General features: G+C 62.9%; 19 protein-coding genes. 12 read left to right on the top strand and 7 right to left on the bottom strand.

Annotated features, from left to right (window positions below; all coding sequences use genetic code 11):
* Positions 1-38: 38 nt before the first annotated feature.
* From phnK to E8Q41_RS15405, 11 genes are all read left to right on the top strand, one after another.
* Positions 39-815 carry a phosphonate C-P lyase system protein PhnK gene (phnK, locus tag E8Q41_RS15355; RefSeq protein WP_137156429.1) on the top strand — a complete coding sequence of 259 codons (777 nt, stop codon included), beginning with the start codon at positions 39-41 and terminating at the stop codon, positions 813-815.
* 1 nt (position 816) lies between these two features.
* Positions 817-1521, top strand: a complete 705-nt coding sequence (phnL, locus tag E8Q41_RS15360; RefSeq protein WP_137156430.1) for a phosphonate C-P lyase system protein PhnL — start codon at positions 817-819, stop codon at positions 1519-1521.
* The gene (locus E8Q41_RS15365) at positions 1518-2138 is read left to right on the top strand and encodes a DapH/DapD/GlmU-related protein (RefSeq protein WP_137156431.1); all 621 of its coding nucleotides are present in this window, start codon (positions 1518-1520) and stop codon (positions 2136-2138) included. The genes phnL and E8Q41_RS15365 overlap by 4 nt, the downstream gene beginning before the upstream one ends.
* Before the next feature lie 135 nt (positions 2139-2273).
* Positions 2274-3098: a phosphonate ABC transporter ATP-binding protein gene (gene phnC / locus E8Q41_RS15370; RefSeq protein ID WP_137156432.1), complete on the top strand. Its 825-nt coding sequence runs from the start codon at positions 2274-2276 to the stop codon at positions 3096-3098.
* Between the two features lie 81 nt (positions 3099-3179).
* Positions 3180-4085 (top strand): phosphonate ABC transporter substrate-binding protein, encoded by a 906-nt coding sequence (phnD, locus tag E8Q41_RS15375; protein ID WP_137156433.1) that lies wholly within the window; start codon positions 3180-3182, stop codon positions 4083-4085.
* 211 nt (positions 4086-4296) lie between these two features.
* Entirely contained in the window at positions 4297-5259 is a 963-nt protein-coding gene (gene phnE, locus E8Q41_RS15380; RefSeq protein WP_137156434.1) for a phosphonate ABC transporter, permease protein PhnE, read from the top strand.
* A gap of 11 nt (positions 5260-5270) precedes the next feature.
* Positions 5271-6845 carry a phosphonate ABC transporter, permease protein PhnE gene (gene phnE, locus E8Q41_RS15385; protein WP_137156435.1) on the top strand — a complete coding sequence of 525 codons (1575 nt, stop codon included), beginning with the start codon at positions 5271-5273 and terminating at the stop codon, positions 6843-6845.
* On the top strand, positions 6842-7981 hold the full coding sequence (locus E8Q41_RS15390) for an alpha-D-ribose 1-methylphosphonate 5-triphosphate diphosphatase (protein ID WP_137156436.1): 1140 nt from the start codon (positions 6842-6844) through the stop codon (positions 7979-7981). The genes phnE (E8Q41_RS15385) and E8Q41_RS15390 overlap by 4 nt, the downstream gene beginning before the upstream one ends.
* Positions 7981-8556 (top strand): phosphonate metabolism protein/1,5-bisphosphokinase (PRPP-forming) PhnN, encoded by a 576-nt coding sequence (gene phnN, locus E8Q41_RS15395; protein WP_137156437.1) that lies wholly within the window; start codon positions 7981-7983, stop codon positions 8554-8556. Before E8Q41_RS15390 ends, phnN begins: the two co-directional genes overlap by 1 nt.
* Positions 8557-8612: 56 nt before the next feature.
* The gene (locus tag E8Q41_RS15400; RefSeq protein ID WP_137156438.1) at positions 8613-8942 is read left to right on the top strand and encodes a type II toxin-antitoxin system RelE/ParE family toxin; all 330 of its coding nucleotides are present in this window, start codon (positions 8613-8615) and stop codon (positions 8940-8942) included.
* Positions 8939-9220, top strand: coding sequence for an XRE family transcriptional regulator (locus tag E8Q41_RS15405; protein ID WP_137156439.1), 282 nt, complete (start codon positions 8939-8941; stop codon positions 9218-9220). The genes E8Q41_RS15400 and E8Q41_RS15405 overlap by 4 nt, the downstream gene beginning before the upstream one ends.
* 6 nt (positions 9221-9226) lie before the next feature.
* On the opposite strand, the gene E8Q41_RS15410 is transcribed toward E8Q41_RS15405, so the two are convergent.
* From E8Q41_RS15410 to E8Q41_RS26150, 3 genes are all read right to left on the bottom strand, one after another.
* On the bottom strand, positions 9227-9841 hold the full coding sequence (locus tag E8Q41_RS15410; protein ID WP_137156440.1) for a DUF4166 domain-containing protein: 615 nt from the start codon (positions 9839-9841) through the stop codon (positions 9227-9229).
* On the bottom strand, positions 9841-10236 hold the full coding sequence (locus tag E8Q41_RS15415) for a DCC1-like thiol-disulfide oxidoreductase family protein (RefSeq protein ID WP_137156441.1): 396 nt from the start codon (positions 10234-10236) through the stop codon (positions 9841-9843). Before E8Q41_RS15415 ends, E8Q41_RS15410 begins: the two co-directional genes overlap by 1 nt.
* 121 nt (positions 10237-10357) lie before the next feature.
* Complete coding sequence (locus E8Q41_RS26150) at positions 10358-11212, bottom strand: calcium-binding protein (protein ID WP_137156442.1); 855 nt, start codon at positions 11210-11212, stop codon at positions 10358-10360.
* A 433-nt stretch (positions 11213-11645) separates the two neighbouring features.
* Here E8Q41_RS26150 and E8Q41_RS15425 point away from each other — a divergent pair, with 433 nt between their 5' ends.
* Complete coding sequence (locus E8Q41_RS15425) at positions 11646-14327, top strand: calcium-binding protein (protein WP_137156443.1); 2682 nt, start codon at positions 11646-11648, stop codon at positions 14325-14327.
* Between the two features lie 98 nt (positions 14328-14425).
* Here E8Q41_RS15425 and E8Q41_RS15430 read toward each other — a convergent pair whose 3' ends face one another.
* The 4 genes from E8Q41_RS15430 to E8Q41_RS26155 are packed head-to-tail and all read right to left on the bottom strand — an operon-like array spanning position 14426 to position 17088.
* On the bottom strand, positions 14426-15319 hold the full coding sequence (locus E8Q41_RS15430; protein WP_137156444.1) for a metal ABC transporter substrate-binding protein: 894 nt from the start codon (positions 15317-15319) through the stop codon (positions 14426-14428).
* A gap of 31 nt (positions 15320-15350) precedes the next feature.
* Positions 15351-16223, bottom strand: a complete 873-nt coding sequence (locus tag E8Q41_RS15435) for a metal ABC transporter permease (protein ID WP_137156445.1) — start codon at positions 16221-16223, stop codon at positions 15351-15353.
* Positions 16220-16966 carry an ABC transporter ATP-binding protein gene (locus E8Q41_RS15440; protein ID WP_137156446.1) on the bottom strand — a complete coding sequence of 249 codons (747 nt, stop codon included), beginning with the start codon at positions 16964-16966 and terminating at the stop codon, positions 16220-16222. Before E8Q41_RS15440 ends, E8Q41_RS15435 begins: the two co-directional genes overlap by 4 nt.
* The gene (locus tag E8Q41_RS26155) at positions 16963-17088 is read right to left on the bottom strand and encodes a hypothetical protein (RefSeq protein ID WP_281405309.1); all 126 of its coding nucleotides are present in this window, start codon (positions 17086-17088) and stop codon (positions 16963-16965) included. Before E8Q41_RS26155 ends, E8Q41_RS15440 begins: the two co-directional genes overlap by 4 nt.
* Positions 17089-17306 lie beyond the last annotated feature (218 nt).

Raw genomic sequence — 17306 nt, forward strand, 5'->3', positions numbered from 1 at the left:
CGCTCCAACCTAACCACCACACATTCAGGAGCCCTGGCATGACCGACCTCCCTCTCCTCAAAGTCCATGGCCTGTCGAAATTCTATGGCGGCCGTATCGGCTGTTTCGACGTCAATTTCGATCTCTGGCCGGGCGAAGTGCTCGCCATCGTCGGTGAATCCGGGTCGGGCAAGACCACGTTGCTCAATTGCGTCTCGACACGGCTGTCGGCGCAGGCCGGATCGGTGGAATACCGGATGCGCGACGGGCAGTTCCGCAATCTCGCCGATATGGGCGAGGCCGAGCGGCGGTTCCTGATGCGGACGGACTGGGGTTTCGTGCATCAGAACCCGGCCGATGGCTTGCGCATGACGGTGTCGGCCGGCGCCAATGTCGGCGAGCGGTTGATGGCGATCGGCAACCGGCATTACGGCAATATTCGCGAGACGGCGTTTGACTGGCTCTCCCGGGTGGAAATCGGCGCCGACCGCATCGACGATCAACCGCGCGCCTTCTCAGGCGGCATGCGGCAGCGGCTGCAGATCGCCCGCAATCTGGTGACGGCGCCGCGGCTCGTCTTCATGGACGAGCCGACCGGCGGGCTGGATGTGTCGGTGCAGGCGCGGCTGCTCGATCTCATTCGCGGCCTCGTCTCCGATCTCGGTCTGGCCGTCATCATCGTCACCCATGACCTAGCCGTGGCGCGCCTTCTGTCGCACCGGATGATGGTGATGAAGGATGGCCGCGTCATCGAACATGGGCTGACCGACCGGGTGCTGGATGATCCGCGCCAGCCCTATACCCAGCTTCTCGTCTCCTCGATCCTGCAGGTGTGACATGACCACTCCCCTCATCGTCCACGAGGTTCGCAAGAGCTTCACGATGCATCTGCGCGGCGGCATCGAGCTGCCCGTCGTCAACGATGTGCATTTCTCGCTGAAATCGGGGCAATGCGCCGTGCTGGGCGGCCCCTCGGGCGTCGGCAAGTCGTCGATCCTGAAGATGCTCTATGGCAATTACGGCGTCGATTTCGGCCAGATCCTGATCACCCATAAGGGCCGCACCGTCGATCTCGCCACGGCCAGCCCCCGCGAGATCCTCGACATCCGCCGCCATACGCTGGGCTATGTCAGCCAGTTCCTGCGCGCGGTGCCGCGCGTGGCGGCGATCGATGTGGTCGCCGAGCCGCTCGTCTCGCTCGGCGAAAGCCATGCGGCGGCGCGCGACAAGGCCGCCGGATTGCTGGCGAAACTCAACCTGCCCGAAGCATTGTGGAGCCTGCCGCCCGCCACCTTCTCCGGCGGCGAACAGCAGCGCGTCAACATCGCCCGCGGCTTCATCACCGATCATCCGGTGCTCTTGCTCGACGAGCCGACGGCGTCGCTCGACGCCACGAACCGCGCCGTGGTGGTGGGCATGATCCGCAGCAAAAAGGCCGAGGGCGTCGCTCTGCTCGGCATTTTCCACGATGAGGACGTGCGCGCCGAGGTGGCCGACGAGATCATCGACGTGTCGCATTTCTCCGCCCGAAAGGCCGCATGATGACCAAGCTTTCCGTTGAACCGCTGATCCATCCGACCGCGCGCGTGAGCGACTCCAGGCTCGGCCGCTACACTGAGATCGCCGAGGACTGCCGCATCTCCGAGCTCGAGATGGACGACTATTCCTATATCGAGCGCGGCGGCCAGGTGTGGTGCGCCACGATCGGCAAATTCGCCAATATCGCCGCCTCCGTGCGCATCAACGCCACCAACCACCCAACCTGGCGGCCAACGCTGCATCATTTCACCTATCGCGCCGGCGACTACTGGCCGGACGCCGAGGACGAGACCGAATTTTTCGAATGGCGGCGCGGCAACCGCGTGGTCATCGGCCATGACGTGTGGCTCGGCCATGGCGTCACTGTGCTTCCGGGCGTGACGATCGGCAATGGCGCGGTGGTCGGCGCGGGCGCGGTGGTCAGCCGCGACGTCGCGCCCTACACGATCGTCGGCGGGGTGCCGGCGCGACTGATCCGCGAACGCTTCGATAAAACGCTCGCCGAACGCTATGAAAAGCTGGCCTGGTGGGACTGGGACCACGACCGGTTGCGCGATGCGCTCGATGATTTCAGATCCATGACAGCCGAAGAATTCGTCGCCCGCCACGCGGGCGTCTGATCGACCCCAAACGCCTGAAACTCTCGGGCTCGCAGATGTCAGAAAACTGTCATCCGACTGACATTCAGCAGTCAAGCAGCGGGCCTAGAGAAGGGGAAGATCTTAAAAAATCATAAAATGGGAAAGGCTGGCCGCATGTTCGAATTCAGGCATGTCACCAAGCAGTTTGGCGCAAAGACGGCGGTGCGTGACGTGACGCTCGATATACCGAGCGGGCAGATGGTGGGGATCATCGGCCGCTCCGGCGCCGGCAAATCGACCTTTCTCCGGATGATCAACCGGCTCGGACCGGTGAGCTCGGGCGAGATCCGCTTCGGCGGCCAGGAAGTTTCCAGCCTCAGAGGCGAGGCGCTGCGGCGCTGGCAGCGCGATTGCGCTATGATCTTCCAGCAGTTCAACCTGGTGCCCCGGCTCGACGTGCTGACCAATGTGCTGCTCGGCCGGCTGAACCATCGCTCGACGGTGATGTCGGTGCTCGGCCTGTTCTCCCGCGAGGAGCGGATCATGGCGATCGCCGCGCTCGAACGTCTCGGCATCGAGCAGACGGCGCTGCAGCCCGCCGGCACGCTGTCGGGCGGCCAGCAGCAACGCGTCGCCATCGCCCGCGCCCTGATGCAGGAGCCGAAAGTGCTGCTCGCCGACGAGCCGATCGCCTCGCTCGATCCGTTGAACGCCAAGATCGTCATGGACGCGCTGCGCGACATCAACGAGCAGGACGGCATCACGGTGATCACCAATCTGCACACGCTGGATACGGCGCGGCACTATTGCGAACGCATCATCGGCATGGCCGACGGCGCGGTCGTGTTCGACGGTCCGCCGGACGCGCTGACGCCGGAAGCCGTGAAGCTGATCTACAACACCGAGGACGGCATCGACGAGACGATGACCTCGACCGCCATTTCCAGACCCGCCCGTCACGAGCGCCCGCTCGAGCCCATCGCGCTCGCCGGCGTCTGAGGCGTCAACAGTTCGCCCGCCCGCGTCAAAGGCAAAAACCGCATCAACATGGCCGGATGATCCGGCTCAGGGAGACCATCAATGTTCAAGAAAGTCCTGTTCGCGTCCGTCGCGCTTCTGACTGTCGCCACCGGCGCCATGGCCGAAGATCTCAAGGAATTCCGCATCGGCATCCTCGGCGGCGAAAACGAAGCCGACCGCCTGAAGAGCTACCAGTGCATGGTCGACAAGCTGCCGGCCGCGCTCGGCGTCGAAAAGGTCTCGCTGTTCCCGGCGTCGGACTATGACGGCGTCGTGCAGGGCCTGCTCGGCGGCACGCTCGATTACGCCGAACTCGGCGCTTCGGCCTATGCCAAGGTCTATCTCGCCAACGCCAAGGCCGTCGAGCCGATCCTGACCACCGTGCAGACCGACGGTTCGATGGGCTATCATTCCGTGCTCGTCGCCCGCAAGGACAAGGGTTACAAGACCCTCCAGGACCTCAAGGGCAAGAAGCTCGGCTTCGCCGATCCGGACTCCACCTCGGGCTATCTCGTCCCGAACGTGACGCTGCCGGAAGCCATCGGCATGCCGGTCAAGGAATTCTTCGCCTCCACCGGCTTCGGCGGCGGTCATGAAAACCTCGTTCTCGAAGTGCTCAAGGGCAATTTTGACGCCGGCACGACCTGGGCTTCGGGCGTGGGCGAATTCAAGGACGGCTACACCTCGGGCAATCTGCGCAAGATGGTCGACAAGGGCATCCTGAACATGGACGACCTGGTGCAGCTGTGGGAATCCCCGCTGATCCCGAACGGCCCGATCGTCGTCCGCACCTCGATGAACCAGGACATGAAGGCCAAGTTCAAGGACTTCATGATGAACCTGCCGAAGTCCGACCCCGCCTGCTTCTCGGCCATCCAGGGCGGCGACTTCAAGAGCTACACCGAAGTCAATGTCGACTTCTACAAGCCGATCATCGACGCCCGCAAGGCCGTCATCGGCGGCTGATTGAAGCCTGATCCGCGCCGGTGGAGCTAGAGCGCGTTCGATGAACACGGTATCACCGAACGCGCTCTAGCCTTTTTTCTCGACGCATTTCCGGACGGAAAACCGCGATTGCACTTTTCCTGGAAATGCGTTGCGTCCGCCGGCGCATTCTTTTCTGACGACGGCTGCGGATGATCCGCGGACGCGATACGACATGCGGGAACAGGCGGACATGGCCCTCAGCAACACCCATCCGGTTCTGTCCGAAAACGGACGACTCGTCGAACAGCATTGGCGCGATCTCGCCGCCCGCCGCCGCCTCTATACGTTCATCGGGCTTGCCGCCTTTCTGATCGCCATGAGCGGCTCGCTGTGGTTCGCCAACGAGACCAATTCCGGCAAATTCTTCGACCGCCTGCCCTATTTCTTCGATTTTTTGCATGAGCTGCAGCCGCGCGATCCCTTCGAGATCCTCCGCGCACTGTTCGACCTGCCCTCGCCCTATGACGACGGAAGCCTGAAATACAATTATCCCGAAGGCCGCTATTACCTGACAGACAGCCTGTATCTGCCGGAATATATCTACAAGATGATCGAGACGATCAATATCGCGCTGATCTCGACCGTCATCGGCGTGGTGTTCGGCTTCATGCTGGCCTTTCTCGCCGCCAGAAACATGATGCCCAATCCGTGGATCCGGGCGTTCGCGCGGCGTTACATGGAAATCCTGCGCGCCTTTCCCGAAGTGGTGATCGCCGGCTTCTTCCTCGCCATCCTGTCGCTCGGTCCGGTGCCCGCCATCATCGCCGTCAGCCTGCACACGATCGGCGCGCTCGGCAAACTGTTCTACGAGGTGATCGAGAACGCCGACATGAAGCCCGACGAAGGCCTGCGGGCAGTGGGCGCCAACTGGTTCGAGCGGGTGCGCTTCGGCATGGTCCCGCAGGTGCTGCCGAATTTCATCAGCTACTTCTTGCTCAGGCTGGAAATCAATGTTCGCGCCTCGACCATCATCGGCGCCGTCGGCGGCGGCGGCATCGGCGAACTCCTGCGCCTGTCGATCAGCCAGAGCCATGCGGCGAAGACGATCGCCATCGTCGGCCTGCTGCTGGTGACGATCATCGCCGTCGACCAGTTCTCCGCCTGGCTGCGCAAGCGGCTGGTGGGCGAACAGGCTTTCACCCCGATCGGCTGAGGAGACAGACCATGACCCGCATCGCCCGCCCCGACATGGACGCCATCGTCGCCCGCCATCCGGAGATCTTCGAGCGCAGCGCCTGGCGTCGCCTGCGCGGCCCCGTCTTCACCGGCCTGTTCCTGCTCTATCTCGTGTTCTGCGCCTGGTTCTTCCATATCGGCGCGGTGCTTTCCAACGCCAATTGGGGCATCGCCGGCGCCTATCTCGCCGACTGGGTGTCCTATGAAAGCCGACCCGACATCGAGATCGGCAAGGACGGCAAATTGCGGGTGGTGTTCAACCGCGCCGACCCGGCCGGATTGAACGATCCCCGACCCGACTGGCTGGTCGCCGATTTCACCACCCAGGCGAAGGCTGCGCCGGAAACACCAGCCGCAACCGACGCCTCCGTCGCGCCGCAGAAAAAATCGACGATCAGCTTCATGGCGCCGCCGAAGGCGACCGAACCCGCGCCCGCGGCAACGCCCGATGTCGCAGCGGCGCCGGGCGAGACCGAACAGGTCGCCACGAAAGTCACCGTCAATTTCTCCTCCTCGACCTCGATCGAAACCACGCCCGGTCGCGTGCTGGTTAAACGCGGCTCCGAGACGCTGACCGTACTTCTCGACGGTTCCGGCGAAACGCGGCTGACCGAGCCCCTGCCCGCCTGGGCGGAGCAGCGGTCGCCGGGCGGCAAGATCACCGTGTCGCTGGGGTTATCAGGCTGGGCGGATATAGAGGACGACCGGGTGCGCATCCGCAACCGCTTCTTCGGCTGGCCGAATTTCTTCTTCGACACCAATTCCGCCTTTTTCGGCAAGAGCGTCCGTGAGGTCATCAGTCTGATCGCCTCAGGCCCCGAGCTGAAGCCGGGAACCAGCAATCTGTCGCTGGCGCTTGACGATTTCCTCTACAATCCGTCCTGGCAGCATCTCGATGTCTGGATCAAGCTGATGCAGACCATCGTAATGGCCTTTGTCGGCACGGTTCTGGCGACGCTGATCGCCTTTCCCCTGTCCTTCCTCGCCGCGCGCAACATCACCGGCAGCCGTCTCGCCAATCAGGGGATCAAGCGTTTCTTCGACTTCCTGCGCTCGGTGGACATGCTGATCTGGGCGCTGTTCTTCACCCGCGCCTTCGGCCCCGGACCGCTGGCCGGCATGTCGGCGATCTTCTTCACCGACACCGGCACGCTCGGCAAGCTCTATGCCGAGGCGCTGGAAAATGTCGACCAGAAGCAGCCTGAAGGCGTGCGCTCGGTGGGCGCCTCCCCCATCGCCGTCAACCGCTATGGCGTGCTGCCGCAGGTGATGCCGGTCTTCCTGTCGCAAGCCCTCTATTTCTGGGAATCCAACACGCGCTCGGCCACCATTCTCGGCGCGGTCGGCGCTGGCGGCATCGGGCTGAAACTCTGGGAAGCCATGCGCACCAACAGCGACTGGGAAAATGTCGCCTATATGGTGATCCTCATCCTTATTGTCGTCTTTGTCTTCGACCACATATCCAATGCGCTGCGCTCGCGCTTGATCGGTTCGGCCGGATCGACCATCATCCTGCCGCGCGCCGGCGCGCCCGCCTCTCCAAAGAAAGCAGTCTCCGCATGACCGAAGAGCTCATCCTCCGCAACGCCCGCATCGTCCTCGAAGACGAAATCGTCACCGGCTCGCTTGTCGCGCGCGACGGGATCATCGTCGACATCGACACCGGGCCGACGACGACAGGCGAGGATTTCGAGGGCGACTTCCTGATCCCCGGGCTGGTGGAACTGCATACCGACCATCTCGAAAGCCATTATTCGCCGCGGCCCGGCGTGCGCTGGCAGATGGTCTCGGCCATTCAGGCGCATGACGCGCAGGTGGCTTCGTCCGGCATCACCACCGTGTTCGACTGCCTGCGCATGGGCTCGGACGAAGACGGCGGCTTTGCGCCGGGCGAGATGCGCGAGATGGCGGATGCGCTGAAGCGCGCCCAGGAAGAAGGCCGGCTGCGCGCCGACCACCTCATCCATCTGCGCTGCGAAGTCTCTGCCGCCGACGTGCTCGATCATTTCGACGCCTTCACCGACGTCGCCGAAGTGCGGCTGGCGTCGCTGATGGACCATGCGCCGGGACAACGGCAGTTCCAGACGATGGATCAGTACACACTCTACTACAAGACCAAGCGCGGCCTCTCCGACGAGGCCTTCGCCCAGTTCGTGGCGCGCCGTCAGGAAGCCTCGGCGCTCTACGCCGACAAGCATCGCCGGGCGATCGTGGATCATTGCCACCAGCGCGGCGTGACGGTGGCCTCGCATGACGACGCCACGCTCGACCATGTCGAGGAAGCCAAGGGGTTCGGCGTCAGGCTGGCGGAGTTCCCGACCAGCCTCGAAGCCGCCCAGGCCTCGCATGAAGCCGGCATGAGCGTGCTGATGGGCGCGCCGAACATCGTGCGCGGCAAGTCGCATTCCGGCAATATCGCCGCCCGCGATCTCGCCGGCCATGGTGTGCTCGACGTGCTCTCCTCCGACTATGTGCCGCTCAGCCTGATCCATGCGCCTTTCGTGCTGGCCGATGAGGAGAATGGTATCGATCTGCCGCAAGCGATCCGCATGGTGACGGCGACGCCGGCGAAGACCGTGAGCCTCGACGATCGCGGCCGCATCGCCTCGGGCCTGCGCGCCGACCTCGTGCGCATCCGCCGCGACCATGGCGTTCCAGTGGTGCGTTCGGTCTGGCGGCAGGGACGACGGGTGGCGTGATGGATCTGGCGATCAAGCCTGCGCTTTCGACGCGCGGCCGGCTGGTGGTGATCGTCGGCCCCTCGGGCGCCGGCAAGGACACGCTGATCGACTATGCCCGCCGCGCGCTCGCCAACCGGGCCGATTTCGGCGTGGTGCAACGGGTGATCACCCGGCCCGAGGAGGCCGGCGGCGAAGCCCATTCCGCCTGCGGCCTCGACGATTTCGCCCGCTTGAAAGCTGAAGGCGCTTTCTGCGTCGACTGGGGCGCGCATGGCCTGTGCTACGGCGTGCCGGCGGAACTGCGGCAGGACCTCGCCTCGGGCGCGGTGCGACTGGTCAACGGCTCGCGCCGGGCGCTGCCCTTGTTTCGCGCAGCCTTTGGCCATGTCGAAACGGTGCTGGTGACGGCGGCGCCCGAGGTGCTGGCCCGGCGGTTGGCGGCGCGCGGCCGCGAAAGCCTCGAGGAGATCAAGGCGCGGCTGGCGCGGCAAGTCGAGGACCGCCCGGAGGATTACGACCTGGTGATTTCCAATGACGGAGCGGTGGAAGAGGCCGGGGAGCGGCTGGCGGCGTTTCTGAGGGGGTGTGAATAGCGTGGCAGCACGCATAGCCCTTGTAAGTTTATACAAAATTTTGTATACAGCCCCTCATGAAGATGCTGATCTTCCGCGGCAGCGCCTTGAACGATTTGCGCACCTTTCCAGAGACTGCGCGAAGAGATGCTGGCTATCAGCTCGATAGGGTGCAGAACGGGCTATCGCCACATGACTGGAAGCCAATGCCTGAAATCGGATCGGGCGGTCAGGAAATCAGGATTCGTGACGAGTCTGGCGCATTTCGGGTGATCTACGTGGCCAAGTTTGCCGGCACTGTCTATGTGCTGCCGTGTTTTCAGAAAAAGACGCAGAAGACCAACAAGACGGATCTTGACCTTGCCATAAAGCGCTACGGCGACCTCGTGAAGGAGATCAGGCCATGACCCAGCAGGCATTCACCAATGTTTGGGACGCGCTCGAGGACAGCCCGTCCGAAGCCGAAAATATGAAGCTGCGGGCAAAGCTGATGATGGCGCTCGAGACGCATATCCACGCCAAAGGCTGGACGCAATCCGAGGCGGCCGGACGGCTGGGCGTCAGCCAGCCGCGCATCTCCGATCTGCTGCGCGGCAAGATCTCGCTGTTCGCGCTCGATACGCTCGTCAACATGGCCGTGGTAGCCGGATTGAAGATCGAGATCACCGTAACCGAGGCGGCTTGAGCCCCCTCAATCCACCGCCTCCACCCGAGCCACCGTAAACTCGCCGCGATAGCTGTAGATCTCCCCGAACCAGGGATGCAGCAGGCGCATCTTCATGCGGAAGCGGTCCTGATCGATCGCCTCCTCCTCGGCCTCGCCCCGGCCGAAGAGAAAATCGAGCGGCAGGGGAAGCAGGCGACCGAAGAGCGGCAGGAGATAGCCGCGATGGGTTATGGCGATGCGGGCGCCGTCCCAGCGGTAGGTGGCGCGCCAGGCGAAGCCGGCCGGCATATATTCCACCATCTCGTCGCTGAAATAGGGCGTGAGCCGCGAGCGGAAGCGGTGCGTGCGTCCGTCGGGCCGCATGAAGGAGCGATCGAAATCGCAGGCTTCCACGCCCGCCTCGCCGCAGAAGCGGATGACGACGGGGATGTTCTCTCCTGTGAACGGCGCGAGCGTGCGCGAGAGTTTGATGAGCGGCGAAAGCCTTTCCAGCCAAGGCGCCATGGTGATGGTCAGCGCGCCCTTGAGCAGCACGAGATCGCGGGAGCCGGCGCGCGGCGCATAGCGCTGGCGCAGCACAGGCGGCAGCGCCTCCCAGTCCGGGCCAAAGACCTTCTCGAACAGCGACGGCCTGTCCATCAGCGCCCGCCGAGATTGTCGATCTTGCCCGCGCCGAGCAGGCGGATCAGAAGATTGCGGACCGCGCGCATGAGCGGATAGGTGACGCGGGCGAGCCCGGGCGAGCGGAACAAGAGCGCATTCATGCGATTGAACCAGCCACGGCCGGAGCCGAGGAGGCTCATCAGCGTCAGGGCTTCGGCGCCGTGATAGAGCCGGTCGCCATAGGCGAGCACCATGCCCTCGTCGAGATCGAGGCCGGCGGCGTTGATCTTCGCCATCAGTGGATGGTCCCGCTCCGTGCGCGCATCGACGAGATGCAGACGCCCGACAGACTGACGGATGCGCAGCGCCTGCGCCGCGACCCGGCACAGCGGGCACTCCCCATCATAGACGAACCAGACATCGCCCTGCATCAGACACTCCCGATTTCCCCCGCAGCATCGGTAGCATCGGGGCCGGACGGGCGCAAAAGGTCAAAGTGGCGCAGTTCCAAAGGCCGCGCCAGGCGGACTGGACTTTCTCGGGCGGCGCAGGTCACACCAAAACGTCTTCGCGGCCGATCTCCTTGATCGTCACGCCGAGGATCGTGGCTGTCTCGCCATTGCCGAAATCGATCACCACATTAGCGCCCTTCTGGGTCATGTGATTGTCGACGAGATCCTTGTAGTCGCCGATTTCGGGAATGCCGGCGAGCCCCAGACGGTCGTCGTCGTCCTTGACCTTGTTGAAATCGGTGACGATGTCGGAACTGTAGCGGTCGAAGATGAACTGGTCGTCACCCTCTCCGCCGGTCAGCCGGTCATCGCCCTTGCCGCCGATCAACTGGTCGTCGCCGCCGGCGCCATCCAGCGTGTCCTTGCCGTCCTTGCCGTTCATGCGGTCGCCGAGCGCGGTTCCGGTGACCGTATTGTCCTTGTCGTTGAGCTTTTCGGCGAAGACGGTGTTGAGCTTGATCTTGAAGGTGATGAAAATATAGCTGTACTGCGTGGTGGCAAGGCCGCCGAGATTGATGGCGAGCGCATCCTCGCCGGCTTCATCCTGGGAGGTCGCCCCGAAACGATGCGACAGGCGGACATCGTCCTTGGTGAGATTCGTAATATTCGTATTGAGGGTGAAACCCCGGATTTTTTCGATCTCGCCATATTTGTCGGCGAAGACGGGACCGTTGAACACCGTCTTGCTCCAGACGGCGGTTTTCTTGAAATCGATGAAAAAGCCCTTTTCATAGACATCGATCTGGAAGAGTTCGGCGTTCTTGCCGATCTCGACATCGGAACCAACTGTGATGTCGCCGCTATAGAGTGAGCTCTTATCGAGATCACCGACATAGCTGGTGCCCCTGTTCGGAAACAGATAGGAGTAAAAGAGTTTCCGGCCGGTCCAACTCATGGAATGCTCCGAAGTATCAGGCGGCTAACGCCGAATCAGGAAAAGCCCATAAGGCTCCGGAAAGCTTTCGCGGAGCGGGAGAGATCCCGCGTCATCGGTCCGACGCGGCTCACGCCGAAGCGCCAACTGCGATCCCGAGCCCCCGTCGGATATCCGCCTGGACGCAAACACAATAACTGCCGTTGCGTCCTAAGGCGGCCACAGCATCAGCGAACGAGACACCAGGGGCCAGAAATCTCCCCGGGCAGAAATCGGAAAAACTCGCACCCCAACGGATATAGATTAAATAAACATCGGCAGTCGAGCAGCCGTGTTGGCTCCGTCAATATTTCTGAACTCCCGTTCTTTACATGGTTTCTAAATTACTACATTGTTGATTTTATTATAATTTATCGGCGAACACACATAATTACACAATCTGGAGGGGAACCCGTTGGCCAGAATTACCGGAACAAAACGCTCGGAGACGCTTATTGGCTCCAATTCGAACGACGAGATTTTCGGACTGGAAGGCAATGACACTATATCGGGCCTTCTGGGCGCGGACAGCCTGTTCGGCGGCCTCGGCAGTGACATCTATGTAGTCGACAACCTCAATGACAAAATCGTCGAAAAGGCCAATGAGGGCATAGATCTCGTCCAGGCCTCCGTCAGCTTCACCCTTGCGGCCAATGTTGAGAACCTCACGCTGACCGGAAACAAGGCCATCAACGGCGTCGGCAACACCGTCGCCAATGTCCTTGCGGGAAACACGGCCGCCAACACGCTCGACGGCAAGGGTGGCGCCGACACGATGAGCGGCGGCAAGGGCGACGACACCTATATCGTCGACGATGCCGGCGACAAGGTGAATGAGAAGGCGGGCGAAGGTGTGGACCTCGTTCAGTCCTCGATCAGCATTTCGCTGGCCAACAATATCGAAAATCTCACCCTCACCGGCGGCAAGTCCATCAACGCCACAGGAAACAACGCCGCCAATATCCTGACCGGAAACACGGCCGCCAACACGCTTGACGGCAAGGGCGGCGGCGATGCGATGAGCGGCGGCAAAGGGAGCGACACCTATATCGTCGACAATGCCGGTGACACAGTCATCGAAAAGGCTGGCGAAGGCGCCGACACCGTCAACGCCTCGGTCAGCTTCATGCTCGGCGCCAATATCGAAAATCTCGTCCTGACCGGCGCCGCCGCGATCAATGCAACAGGCAATAGCGCCGCCAATTCGCTGACCGGCAACGCCGCCGACAATACGCTCGATGGCGGCGCGAACGCCGACACGATGGCCGGCGGCAACGGCAACGACACCTATATCGTCGACAATGCCGGCGACACCGTCACGGAGGCGGCAGATGCCGGCACGGATACGGTCCGGTCCTCGATCACCTTTGCGCTCGCCGTCAATATCGAAAACCTGGTTCTCACAGGCGGCGACGCTATCGACGCCACGGGCAACAGCGCCGGCAACAGCCTGACGGGCAACTCGGCCGCCAATATCCTCGATGGCGGTCTCGGACTGGACACGCTGATCGGTGGAGCGGGCGACGACACCTATGTGGTCGATCAAACGGGCGACATCACCACCGAACAGGCGGATGAGGGCGCCGATCTCGTCCGCGCTTCACTTTCCTGGATACTCGGCGCAAATATAGAGAACCTGACACTGACCGGCAGCGACGCGATCGACGGGACCGGCAACGAACTTGGCAATGTGCTGACCGGCAATGACGGCGACAACGCGCTCGCGGGCGAAGCGGGAGCGGATACGCTGATCGGCGGCCTTGGCGCCGACACGCTGATGGGCGGAGCCGATGACGATACTTATGTGCTGGGTGACGACAGCTCGGATACGGTGTCGGACACATCGGGCAATGACACTGTGACCTCAACCATCACTCGCAACCTCTCCCTTTTCTCCGGGATTGAGAATGTCGTGCTGCTGGGAACCGCCGATATCGACGCCACCGGCAATGACGCCGCCAACACGCTGACCGGCAATGCCGGAAACAATAGTCTCGACGGCGGCGCCGGCATCGACGCCCTCGTCGGCGGAGCGGGCGACGACACCTATGTGCTAGCCGATGCCGACGATGCGGTGACCGACACCTCAGGCTCAGACACCATCACCTCCACCGTGTCCCGCAGCCTGGCGGACTATTCCGGCATCGAGAATCTGACGTTGCTGGGCTCGGCCGATGCCAGCGCCACGGGCAACGATCTCGACAACATCCTGACCGGCAACAGCGGCGACAACACGCTCATGGGCGGTCTCGGGAATGATACGCTGAACGGCGGGGCCGGCGCCGATGCGATGGATGGCGATGACGGCGACGACGTCTATTATGTCGACGACGCTGGCGACACCATCAGCGAATTGTATGAATGGTATGGCGACGACACTGTCTATTCGACCATTTCCTATACGCTCGGGGCGGAGATGGAGCGGATCACCCTGCTCGGATCGTCCGACATCAATGCGACCGGCAATTCGAGAGCCAACTGGCTGGTGGGCAATAGCGGCGACAACGTGCTCGACGGCGGCGGGAATGGAGTCGACCGAATGGCCGGGGGCGACGGCGACGACACCTATATTGTCGTCGGAAGCACCTATGAAATCACCGAATATGCAAACGAGGGCAACGACACTATCGTCGACTCCATGGGCACCATCGACCTGAACAGGCTCAGCGATGGCAATTTCGAAAACGGCACCCTTACAGGAAGCCTCAAATCGGGTTTCTTTGGCACGAGCGGCGACAACATCCTCACGGGCAATTCCGGAATCAACATGCTCGCCGGTCGAGGCGGCAACGACACCCTGACCGGCGGCGACGGCGACGACGAGTTTGTGTTCGCCACCCGGGAGAATGTATTCGTCTCCAACTTCGGCGTCGACACGATCACCGATTTTGTGGCCGGCAACGGTTCGGGCGATGTTCTGAAAGTCGGAACCCAGTTTCAAAGCCTTGCGGCGTTCCTGGCTGACGACCGCATTGTCGACGACGGGCAGGGCAATTGCACCATCATCTTCGATATTCTCGGAACCAATACAAGCTCGATCAAGCTGATGGGGGTTTTGAAGAGCCAGTTGACCGAGAGTGATTTCAATTTCAGTTGACGGGCCGAAGAACCCCGCGGTTCGCGGGCGGAATCCGTCAGCGCGGAATTAACAGAAGCCCTTCCGCGGCCTGCGCGGAAGGGCGTCGCATTTGAAGGTCAGCTGCTCTTGCCCATGGCGGCGGCGAGCTGATCGACATTGTAGCGGAACATCGTCTCATAGGTCGGCGCCACGCCGTCCTTGTCCGACAGCGATTCCACATAGAGTTCGCCGCCAGCGCTCGCGCCGGTCGCCTTGGCGATCTGCTTGACGAGGCGCGGATCGTTGGAGTTCTCGAAGAAATAGGTCTTCACATGCTCGGCCTTGATCTGGTTGATCAGTCTGGCGACGTCGCCGGCCGAGGCCTCCGTTTCGGTCGAGACGCCGATGGGGGCGAGGAAGCGCACCTTGTATTCGCGGCCGAAATAACCAAAGGCGTCGTGGCTGGTCAGCACCTTGCGCGCGCTTTCCGGAATGGGATCGATGCGGGAATGGGCGTAGGCGTTCAGAGCGTCGAGCTTGGCGAGATAGGCTTTGGCGTTGGCCCTGTAGGCCTCGGCGTCGGCGGGATCGGCCTTGATCAGCGCCGCCTCGATATTCTTCACCCAGACTTTGACATTGACCGGGCTGTTCCAGACATGCGGATCGGTGATGGTTTTGCCGTCCTCTTCCATCTTGCGCGTCTTGACGCCATGGGAGGCGGTGACCGGCTTGCCCTGATAGCCCGAGGCGGTGATCAGCCTATCCATCCAGCCTTCAAGCCCCTCGCCCGAGACGAAGACCACCTTGGCCGATTTCAGCGCCTTGGCGTCGGCGGGCGACGGTTCGAATTCATGGGGATCGCCATTGGGGCCGACAAGGCTTTTGACCGTGACATGGTCGCCGCCGACCTGTTTGGCGACATCGGCGAGCACGGTGAAGGAGGCGACGACGGGGATCTCATCGGCAAAGGCCGGGGCGGCGAAAGCGAGGATTACAGGCAGGGCAGACGCGTAGAGCAGGGTTTTCTTCATGGCAGGCTTCCTTTCGGGATGATCGAGGGGTTCAGCCCTCGAGATGCGGACGGGGAAAGAGTTTCGGCAACCAGCCCGACGGGGCGACGGCCAAGGAGACGACGAAGAACAGCGCCGCCGCCATGATGATGGTCGGGCCGGAGGCGAGTTCGAGATGATAGGAGGCGATCAGGCCGAGATAGCTGGCGGCGGCCGCCGACACCGCCGAGATCAACATCATCGCCGGCAGGCGGTCGGTCCAGAGCCGGGCTATGGCCGCCGGCAGCATCATCAACCCCACCGCCATCAGCGTGCCCAAAGCCTGGAAACTGGCGACCAGATTGAGCGCGACGAGAAACAAAAACAGCGCGTGATGGATGGGGCCGCGCCCGCCGACGGCGCGGAGAAAGCCGGGATCGAAACATTCCGCCACCAGCGGCCGGTAGATGACGGCGAGCGCCAGAAGCGTGAAGGAGGCGATGGCCGCGATCTGCGTCAAGGCTTCGGCGTCGATGGCGAGGATCGTTCCGAACAGCACATGCAGGAGATCGATATTGGAGCCCTTGAGCGAGACGATCAGCACGCCGAGCGCCAGGGACGCCAGATAGAAGCTCGCGAAACTCGCATCCTCCGGCAGCGTCTTGCCGCGGCTGACGAGACCTGCGAGCAGCGCCACAGACAGGCCGGCGACGAGGCCGCCGAGGCTCATGGCCGAGACCGACAGCGTTCCCGCCGCGAGATAGCCGATCGCCGCGCCCGGCAGCACGGCATGGCTCATGGCGTCGCCCATCAGGCTCATGCGCCGGAGCATCAGGAAGACGCCGATGGGGCCGGAGCCGACCGCAAGACACAGCGAGGCGACCAGCGCCCGACGCATGAAGCCGAAATCGGCGAACGGCGCGAGGAAGAAATCATAGGCCGTCATGCCGCGACCTCCGGGCGAACGCAGACGCCCGCCGTCTCATCCCAGCTTTCCGACATGGCCCGGGCTTTCAGGAGATTGGCCGGCGACAGCGCCGACGCTGTCGGGCCCCATGCGACCTGTTCGCGGGCGATCAGCAGCGTCTCATGAAAATGGGCGCGGATCTGTTCGACGTCATGGAGAACCGCCACCACCGTGCGGCCTTCGCCATGCCAGCCGGCCACCAGCGCCAGGAGATCGGCGGTGGTGCGGGCGTCGATGGCGGTGAAGGGCTCGTCGAGCAGGATGACAGGCGCATCCTGCAGCAGCAGCCGGGCGAACAGCGCCCGCTGGAACTGGCCGGCCGAGAGCTGGCCGATCGGGCGGCGTTCGAAGCCCATGAGGCCGACGGCGGCGAGCGCCTCCTCGGCCTTGGCGAGATCGGCGCGCGTCATGCGCCCGAAGGCCCCTGCCCGGCCCCAGGCGCCGAGCATCACCGTCTCGATCACCGAAATGGGAAAGCGCCGGTCGATCTCGGCGGCCTGCGGCAGATAGCCGAAATCATGGCGCGACAGCCGATGCTCGATGCGCCCCTCGACCGGCCGGATCTCGCCCATCAGCGCCTTGAGAAGCGTCGATTTGCCCGCCCCATTCGGCCCGGCGATGGCGGTGAGGCTGCCCGCGCCGAACTCGCCCGAGACATGGTGCACCGCCGGATGCCGGCGATAGGCAAGCGTGAGATTGGAGATGCGGATCGCGGCGCTCATGGCAGGGCGACCGCCCAGACCACGGCCGCCCAGAGCCCGGCGATAACGACGAGCGCGAAGGCGACGCGCAGGAGAGAAGACTGGCCGAGAAGGCCGGGAGAAAGGGAAAAACTGCGCCGCATCGGGTTTCCGAAAGTTAATGTAATAACATTACATAACTGAAGACCGAGATTGCGGCAAGAGGATGGCGGGGAGACGAAATGCTATTCCGCTCCCGGCCATGCATGCGCCGGCAGAACAAGCACGACGGAGTTGATTTCCAAGACGCCATTGCCCTGCTCCTCAGCCGGTTTGGGCTGACGACATCCGGATGACAAAGGTAATATTCGCGCTTTTCCGC

It is taken from the genome of Rhizobium sp. FKL33 (assembly GCF_005222915.1).
Taxonomy (GTDB): domain Bacteria; phylum Pseudomonadota; class Alphaproteobacteria; order Rhizobiales; family Rhizobiaceae; genus Rhizobium_E.

What these genes read in the sequence shown, in the direction of transcription:
- E8Q41_RS15440 (WP_137156446.1), bottom strand. Translation starts at nt 16,966, where the DNA reads ATGAGCGCCGCGATCCGCATCTCCAATCTCACGCTTGCCTATCGCCGG.
- phnD (WP_137156433.1), top strand. Translation starts at nt 3,180, where the DNA reads ATGTTCAAGAAAGTCCTGTTCGCGTCCGTCGCGCTTCTGACTGTCGCC.
- phnE (WP_137156435.1), top strand. Translation starts at nt 5,271, where the DNA reads ATGACCCGCATCGCCCGCCCCGACATGGACGCCATCGTCGCCCGCCAT.
- E8Q41_RS15365 (WP_137156431.1), top strand. Translation starts at nt 1,518, where the DNA reads ATGATGACCAAGCTTTCCGTTGAACCGCTGATCCATCCGACCGCGCGC.
- E8Q41_RS15390 (WP_137156436.1), top strand. Translation starts at nt 6,842, where the DNA reads ATGACCGAAGAGCTCATCCTCCGCAACGCCCGCATCGTCCTCGAAGAC.
- E8Q41_RS15400 (WP_137156438.1), top strand. Translation starts at nt 8,613, where the DNA reads ATGAAGATGCTGATCTTCCGCGGCAGCGCCTTGAACGATTTGCGCACC.
- E8Q41_RS26150 (WP_137156442.1), bottom strand. Translation starts at nt 11,212, where the DNA reads ATGAGTTGGACCGGCCGGAAACTCTTTTACTCCTATCTGTTTCCGAAC.
- E8Q41_RS26155 (WP_281405309.1), bottom strand. Translation starts at nt 17,088, where the DNA reads ATGCGGCGCAGTTTTTCCCTTTCTCCCGGCCTTCTCGGCCAGTCTTCT.
- E8Q41_RS15410 (WP_137156440.1), bottom strand. Translation starts at nt 9,841, where the DNA reads ATGGACAGGCCGTCGCTGTTCGAGAAGGTCTTTGGCCCGGACTGGGAG.
- phnK (WP_137156429.1), top strand. Translation starts at nt 39, where the DNA reads ATGACCGACCTCCCTCTCCTCAAAGTCCATGGCCTGTCGAAATTCTAT.
- phnL (WP_137156430.1), top strand. Translation starts at nt 817, where the DNA reads ATGACCACTCCCCTCATCGTCCACGAGGTTCGCAAGAGCTTCACGATG.
- phnC (WP_137156432.1), top strand. Translation starts at nt 2,274, where the DNA reads ATGTTCGAATTCAGGCATGTCACCAAGCAGTTTGGCGCAAAGACGGCG.
- E8Q41_RS15405 (WP_137156439.1), top strand. Translation starts at nt 8,939, where the DNA reads ATGACCCAGCAGGCATTCACCAATGTTTGGGACGCGCTCGAGGACAGC.
- E8Q41_RS15415 (WP_137156441.1), bottom strand. Translation starts at nt 10,236, where the DNA reads ATGCAGGGCGATGTCTGGTTCGTCTATGATGGGGAGTGCCCGCTGTGC.
- phnE (WP_137156434.1), top strand. Translation starts at nt 4,297, where the DNA reads ATGGCCCTCAGCAACACCCATCCGGTTCTGTCCGAAAACGGACGACTC.
- phnN (WP_137156437.1), top strand. Translation starts at nt 7,981, where the DNA reads ATGGATCTGGCGATCAAGCCTGCGCTTTCGACGCGCGGCCGGCTGGTG.
- E8Q41_RS15435 (WP_137156445.1), bottom strand. Translation starts at nt 16,223, where the DNA reads ATGACGGCCTATGATTTCTTCCTCGCGCCGTTCGCCGATTTCGGCTTC.
- E8Q41_RS15430 (WP_137156444.1), bottom strand. Translation starts at nt 15,319, where the DNA reads ATGAAGAAAACCCTGCTCTACGCGTCTGCCCTGCCTGTAATCCTCGCT.